Annotated in this window: 7 protein-coding genes and 2 tRNA genes; 6 read left to right on the forward strand and 3 right to left on the reverse strand. The window is 68.3% G+C overall.

Annotated features, from left to right (window positions below; all coding sequences use genetic code 11):
• Window position 1 precedes the first annotated feature (1 nt).
• The 6 genes from V7Z54_RS03840 (at window position 2) to V7Z54_RS03865 (ending at window position 5,127) form a co-directional block, all read left to right on the forward strand.
• Window positions 2–1,102 carry a tartrate dehydrogenase gene (locus V7Z54_RS03840; protein WP_334134482.1) on the forward strand — a complete coding sequence of 367 codons (1,101 nt, stop codon included), beginning with the start codon at window positions 2–4 and terminating at the stop codon, window positions 1,100–1,102.
• A 142-nt stretch (window positions 1,103–1,244) separates the two neighbouring features.
• A complete protein-coding gene (locus V7Z54_RS03845; RefSeq protein ID WP_334134483.1) occupies window positions 1,245–1,520 on the forward strand; it encodes an HU family DNA-binding protein in 276 nt (91 codons plus the stop codon).
• Between the two features lie 66 nt (window positions 1,521–1,586).
• Window positions 1,587–1,662 (forward strand) — tRNA-Val (locus V7Z54_RS03850).
• Between the two features lie 23 nt (window positions 1,663–1,685).
• Window positions 1,686–3,596, forward strand: coding sequence for a SurA N-terminal domain-containing protein (locus V7Z54_RS03855; protein ID WP_334134485.1), 1,911 nt, complete (start codon window positions 1,686–1,688; stop codon window positions 3,594–3,596).
• A 152-nt stretch (window positions 3,597–3,748) separates the two neighbouring features.
• Window positions 3,749–3,824 (forward strand) — tRNA-His (locus tag V7Z54_RS03860).
• A 199-nt stretch (window positions 3,825–4,023) separates the two neighbouring features.
• Window positions 4,024–5,127: an NDP-sugar synthase gene (locus V7Z54_RS03865; protein ID WP_334134488.1), complete on the forward strand. Its 1,104-nt coding sequence runs from the start codon at window positions 4,024–4,026 to the stop codon at window positions 5,125–5,127.
• On the opposite strand, the gene V7Z54_RS03870 is transcribed toward V7Z54_RS03865, so the two are convergent.
• From V7Z54_RS03870 to V7Z54_RS03880, 3 genes are all read right to left on the reverse strand, one after another.
• Complete coding sequence (locus V7Z54_RS03870; protein WP_334134489.1) at window positions 5,128–5,694, reverse strand: hypothetical protein; 567 nt, start codon at window positions 5,692–5,694, stop codon at window positions 5,128–5,130.
• Window positions 5,640–5,957, reverse strand: a complete 318-nt coding sequence (locus tag V7Z54_RS03875; protein WP_334134490.1) for a hypothetical protein — start codon at window positions 5,955–5,957, stop codon at window positions 5,640–5,642. The genes V7Z54_RS03870 and V7Z54_RS03875 overlap by 55 nt, the downstream gene beginning before the upstream one ends.
• A gap of 143 nt (window positions 5,958–6,100) precedes the next feature.
• The coding region (locus tag V7Z54_RS03880; protein WP_334134492.1) for a zinc-binding dehydrogenase at window positions 6,101–6,429 on the reverse strand (329 nt) is incomplete at its 5' end.

The following is a 6,429-nucleotide window of genomic DNA, read 5'->3' on the forward strand; positions in this document are numbered from 1 at the left end:
CATGTCCACCCCGCATCGCATCGCCGTCATCGCGGGTGACGGCATCGGCGCCGAAGTGATGGCCGAAGGGCTGCGCGTGCTGGAAGTTGCCGCCAGCCGCTTTGGCATTGCGCTGGCGTTCGACCACTTCGACTGGGCCTGTTGGCCGTATTACGAGCGCCACGGCCGGATGCTGCCCGACGACTGGAAGGAGCGCATTGGCGGGCATGATGCGATTTTTTTCGGCGCCGTCGGCTGGCCCCAGAAGATTCCCGATCACGTGTCGCTGTGGGGCTCGCTGCTGAAGTTCCGGCGTGAGTTCGACCAGTACGTGAACCTGCGCCCGGCGCGGCTGATGCCGGGCATCCGCTCACCGCTGGTGCGCCGCGATGGCGCCCCCTACGCGCCCGGCGAGATCGATATGCTGATCGTGCGCGAGAACACCATGGGCGAAAACTCCAACATCGGGGAGCGCATGTTCGAAGGCACCGAACGCGAATTGGTGCTGCAGGAAACGGTGATGACGCGCCACGGCGTCGACCGCGTGCTGCGCTATGCCTTTGAGCAGGCGCGGCGCCGCCCGCGCAGGCGGCTGACCAGCGCCACCAAGTCCAACGGCATGGCGATCACCATGCCGTACTGGGACGAGCGCGTGCGCGCCATCGCGGCCGAGTACCCCGACGTGACGGTGGATCAGTTCCACATCGACATCCTGACCGCGCACTTCGTGCAGCGCCCGCAGCAGTTCGACGTGGTGGTGGCGAGCAACCTGTTCGGCGACATCCTGAGCGACCTGGGGCCGGCGTGCACTGGCACCATCGGTATTGCGCCCTCGGCCAACTTGAATCCGTCTCGGCAGTACCCGTCGCTGTTCGAGCCGGTGCACGGTTCGGCCCCCGACATCGCGGGGCGGGGCATTGCCAACCCGATCGGCCAGATCTGGTCGGGGGCGCTGATGTTGGACTTCCTGGGCTACCGCAGCGCACACGACGCGATTCTGCGGGCCATCGAGGTGGTGCTGGAGCCGGGCAGCGGCGGCCCCCGCACGCCCGACATCGGCGGCGGCGCTCGCACGACCGACGTTGGGCGCGCCGTGGCCGAGGCGCTGGGCAGCGGGGTATGAGGAACCAGGGGGTGGTCTGCCGACCCGGTGCGGCGCCGAGTGCGATCCGTCGTGCGGCGGGGCCGGCGTCGCTAGAATACGCGCCTTTTCGCCGCGCTGCCTGCGGTAGCGGTGCGGCACAGAGCACACGCAGAGGAACGCTATGAACAAGACGCAACTGATCGACCACATTGCCGACGAGGCGCAACTGACCCGTCAACAGGCTGCGCGCGCGCTCGAAGCCGTGCTGGGTGCCGTCACCCACACCCTGGCGCGTGGCGGCGATGTGACGCTGGTGGGCTTTGGCCGTTTTATCGTTGACGAACGGGCCGCGCGCAAGGGGCGCAACCCCAAGACGGGCGACGTGGTTGACATTCCCGCGGTTAAAATGCCGAAGTTTCGGCCTGGCAAGGCGCTAAAAGACGCCGTCAACGGCTAACACCGGCGGGCGGTGTGCGCGTCGGTCTTTGTTGGCGCGTCCAGCCCGGCCCCTTTTTTCAGGATCGGGTGCTTAGCTCAGCTGGTAGAGCGGCGCCCTTACAAGGCGTAGGTCGGCGGTTCGAACCCGTCAGCACCCACCACCCCATCCCGATCCCGCGCGCCCATGTTCGACCTCATTCGCAACAACACCAAGGTGCTGATGGCGCTGTTGATGTTGTTGATCATTCCCTCGTTCGTATTTTTCGGCATCGAGGGGTACACGCGCTTTCGGGATACCTCCGAACCCGTGGCCCGCATCGGCAGTGAACGCATCACGCGTACCGAGTGGGAGGCCGCGCATCGCCGCGAGGTCGAGCAGATCGCCGCCTCCATGCCCGGGGTGGACCGCGCGCTACTGGAGAGTGACACCAGCCGCCGGGCCACGTTGGAGCGGATGGTCGATGAGCGTGTGCTGGCACGGGCGGCCCAAGACCAGCGCCTGACCGCCAGCGACCGGCGCGTGGCGCAGGAGCTGCTGCGCATCCCTGCGATCGCCCAATTGCGCCAGGAAGACGGCACGCTGGACATGCAACGTTATCGCGAGCTGCTGCGCGCCCAAGGGATGACGCCCGAATCGTTCGAGGCGGGCGTGCGCGCCGACCTGGCCCGCACCGCCGTGCTGCGCACCGTAGCCGACAGCGCCTTCGCGGGCAGCACCGCAACGCGGCTGGCGATGGCGGCGTTTTTCGAGCAGCGCGAGGTGGCGTGGGCGATGTTCCGTCCGGCCGACTTCGCGGCAGGCGTGCGGGTGGAGGAGGCGGATCTGCGCGCTCACTACGAGGCCCACGCCGACGATTACCGCAGCCCCGAGCAGGCCGAGGTCGAGTATCTGCTGCTCGACCCCGAGACGCTGGCCGCGCGTGTGGCGGTGAGCGAGCAGGAATTGCGGGACTACTACCGGCACAACGTCGCCGATACGTCGCGCGCCGAACAGCGCCGTGCGGCGCACATCCTGCTGCAGCTGGACCCCAAGGCCAACGCCGAGGAGCGTGCGCGTGTGCGCGCCGAGGCCGAGCGGTTGCTGCAGCAGGTGCGTGCCAACCCGCAGCGTTTTGCCGAGCTCGCGCGCCAGCATTCGCAGGATCCGGGGTCGGCTGCGCGTGGGGGCGATCTGGACTGGTTTGGTCGCGGCGCGATGGTCAAGCCGTTCGAAGAGGCGGTGTTCGCGCTGCGCAAAGGCGAGATTTCCGACATCGTCGAAACCGAGTTCGGCCTGCACATCATCCAACTGCTGGACGTGCGGCAGCCGCAGCCCGAGTCGTTCGAATTGGCTCGGCCACGGCTGGAGGCGCAGCTGCGCCGCCAGATGGCCCAGCGCCGCTTTGCCGAGGAGGCCGAGCGCTTCAGCAACCTGGTGTACGAGCAGCCGGACAGCCTGACCCCGGCGGCCGAAGCGTTGGGCCTGCGCGTGCGCCGCGCCACTGTCGAGCGCACCGGGCCGGTCGAGGCCGCCGACGAGACGGCCCGCGCCATCTTCCGTGAGCCGGCGGTGCTGCGAGCCATCTTCCAAGAGGAGGCGCTGGCCAGCAAGCGCAACAGTGCCGCCATCGAGCTGTCGGGCAACCGCCTGGTGGCGGTACGGGTCGTGCAGCACCGTCCTGCACAACGGCGCCCCTTCGAGGCGGTGGTGGCCGACGTGCGCACGGCGTTGGTGGCGCAGCGGGCTCAGGCAGCGGCCCTGGAAGCGGCGCGCGCCCGCCACGCGCAGTGGTCGGCGCAGGGCCCCGGTGCATCGGAATTGCGCGCTGCGGTGCTGGTGTCGCGGCAGGAGCCGCGGGGGCTGCCGCTGCCGGCGCTGCGCGCGGCCCTGAGCGCGCCGCTGGAAGGTGAGGCGCCGGCGTGGCTGTTGGTGGATCTGGGGACCGAGGGAGCGGCGGTGTTGCGCGTGCGCCGCGGGCCGCCGCGCGCGCAGCCGGATCCGGCCCAGGGTCAACGAGAAAAAGCAGAGCTCGCCCGTTTGCTGGGAGAAGGAGAAAGCCAAGCCTATCTGAAGGCCCTGCGTCAGCGTTATCGCGCCGAGGTGCTGGCGCGGTGAGCCAGCGATGTGGCGTCCGGTATTCGGCGGCGAATGGGAGTCGTGACCGTGCGCGTGCTCGGGCCTGGTGCGCATGGCGGGGGCGTTGTGCTGGCGGATGTCGAAGGTGTCCGTTCGGTGCCTGATTCGCCGCTATAATGGCGGCTTCTTTGGTGGCTGTAGCTCAGTTGGTAGAGTCCCAGATTGTGATTCTGGTTGTCGTGGGTTCGAGTCCCATCAGCCACCCCAAAAGTTGCTCGTAAAACAAGGACCCTCGGGTCCTTGTTTCGTTTCTAAGCGTGCGCAGGGACGAAATCGAACGGGTGCACACGGCATTTCAGACATGCCCGGCCCAGCGCCGCTCCCGGTTTTTGGCACAATCCAAGGTTCCGAGCCGATGACGCGGTGGCCGCGGTCACCGAGGTGGCTGGACTCACGAACGACACACATGGCCAAAGGCATGATTCTGGCCGCGGGACAGGGAACCCGCGTGCGCCCGCTCACCAAAGACCTGCCCAAACCGATGGTGCCCATCCTGCACAAGCCCGTGATGGAGTACCTGATCGAGCTGCTGGCCGCACACGGGGTGCGGCAGATCATGGTCAACGTGGCGTGGAACCACCACAAGATCGAGCAGTACTTTCGCGACGGGCACCGCTGGGGCGTGGAAATCGGCTACTCCTACGAAGGGGTGTACGAGCACGGCGACATCCTGCCGCGACCGCTGGGGTCGGCGGGCGGCATGCGGCGCATCCAGGACGCCAGTGGCTTCTTCGACGAGACCACGATCGTGCTGTGCGGGGACGCGCTGGTCGATCTGGACATCACGGCTGCGCTGGCCGAGCACCGCGCCAAGGAGGCCTTGGCGTCGGTGGTGACGCTGGAGGTGCCACGCGAGCAGGTGGGCAGCTACGGCATCGTGGTGGCCGATGGGCAGGGGCGCGTGCGCTCGTTTCAGGAAAAGCCCCGTCCCGAAGAGGCCCTGTCGACGCTAGCCAGTACCGGTATCTACATTTTCGAGCCGCCGGTTCTGGACCTGATCCCGTCCGGCCAGGTGTTCGACATCGGCAGTGAGCTATTTCCGTTGCTGGTGCAGCGGGGGCTGCCGTTCTATGCGCAAAGCCGCCCCTTTCACTGGATCGACATCGGCCGCGTCAGCGACTACTGGTCGGTGTGGCAGCGCGTGCTGCGCGGTGAGCTCGAAGGCATGCGCATGCCCGGCACCGAGGTGCGCCCAGGGGTGTGGGTGGGGCTCAACACCCGGGTGGCGTTCGACCAGGTGGATATCACCGGGCCGGTGTACATCGGCTCCAGCGTCCGGCTCGAGCCGGGGTGCTCGATCGTCGGCCCGGCGTGGATCGGCCACGGTTGCCACGTGCGCGCCGGGGCGCGCGTGGAGCGCAGCATCCTGTTCGAGTACACGCGCATCGGTGCGGGCATGCTGTTCCAAGACATGATCGTCTCCCCCAGCTACTGCGTGGACCGTCTGGGCCGGGCCACCTACGTGGGCGACGACCGTTGCCCGCTGCGCTGGGGCGACGCGCGCGGCTGATCAGGGCCGCGCCGGACGCAGCCAGATCCACAGGCCGCAGACCAAGCTGGATGCCAGCAGCGCCCCGGCAAACGGGGCTAGCGTGGGCACCCCGGTGGGGAAGGTGGCGGCCAGCAGCCCTTGGGTCAGGCTGCCACTGGCTAGGGCGCTGGGCAGTACCGCGCCGATGAGCCCGGCCACCGACCCGGCGAGCGCCGCACCCGTGGAGGCGCGCGGCCACAGACCCAGCAGCAGCGGTACCACGGCTGTGGCGCACAGCAGGTCGGCGATCAGAAACAGCCGCAGCACCGAAAGTCCCTCCCAGGCCACCGCCACCACCGGTACCATCAGCGCCACAGTAATCCCGCGCGCAGCCGCCAGCACCGCCCAGCGGCCATCGGCCCCGGTCAGCAGTCCAACGATGGCGCCGAGCGCGGTCAGCTCCGCCGTTAGAAAGCACAGCATGTACAGCAGGGACAGCCCCAGGGTCCAGACGCGCAGCAGCGGCCCGAAGCGTTGGCCTGCGTAGTCGGTTAGGCTGCGTCCCGCCGGCAGCAGGCGCCGGATGGCCGGGCCACACCATGCCAACACCAGAAACGGCAGGGCTGCCCCGATGGCGTAGAGCCCGTCAACGCCACCGGCCCGACGAAGGCACCGATCTCGGGAGGCACGAACAGGATCCACGCCCCCAGGCCCGACGCCAGAAAGGACAGGCCGAGCGTGAGTGCGGATTGCGAGCCACGCGCAGTCAGGTAGGCGTCTAGGGTGGTGTCGGCCGTGCGGGCGCGCAGGCCCACCCACAAAAAGACGAGCAGCGCCGCACCCACGGCGGCGGTTGGCGTTCCAGTCATGTCGCGCTTCCTCCGCCGGTACGAACCGGATCAGGTTCCAGGGTCTGGACATCGGCCCCTGCGGCTTGCTGTCCACTCTCAGCCCGTGCCGCCCTGCTGTGGGCGCGCTCCGGGCTCCCCTGGCGACGGTCGAAAACTTGATTCTAGTGTGCGTTGCGCAGCACCAGCTTGCCCATCACTTGGCGCGCGGCCATCCGTGCGTAGGCCTGGGGCAGCTGCTGCATCGGCAGCACGCCGTCGATCACCGGCTTGATGTGGCCTTGCAGATACCACTGCGCCAGCGTCTGCAGCATCGCCGCATGGGCTGTGGGTTCTCGGCGCGCAAACTCGCCCCAGAATACGCCGACGATGGAGGCGCCCTTGAGCAGCGGCAGGTTCAGCGGCAGGGTGGGGATGGGGCCGGCAGCAAAGCCGATCACTAGGTAGCGGCCGCGCCATGCGATCGAGCGAAAGGCAGGCTCGGCCAGGTCGC

The sequence above is a fragment of the Tepidimonas sp. genome (assembly GCF_036824975.1).
Classification (GTDB): Bacteria; Pseudomonadota; Gammaproteobacteria; order Burkholderiales; family Burkholderiaceae_C; genus Tepidimonas.

Coding starts and splice junctions, on each gene's coding strand:
- V7Z54_RS03845 (WP_334134483.1), top strand. CDS start 1,245: ATGAACAAGACGCAACTGATCGACCACATTGCCGACGAGGCGCAACTG.
- V7Z54_RS03855 (WP_334134485.1), top strand. CDS start 1,686: ATGTTCGACCTCATTCGCAACAACACCAAGGTGCTGATGGCGCTGTTG.
- V7Z54_RS03840 (WP_334134482.1), top strand. CDS start 2: ATGTCCACCCCGCATCGCATCGCCGTCATCGCGGGTGACGGCATCGGC.
- V7Z54_RS03865 (WP_334134488.1), top strand. CDS start 4,024: ATGGCCAAAGGCATGATTCTGGCCGCGGGACAGGGAACCCGCGTGCGC.
- V7Z54_RS03875 (WP_334134490.1), bottom strand. CDS start 5,957: ATGACTGGAACGCCAACCGCCGCCGTGGGTGCGGCGCTGCTCGTCTTT.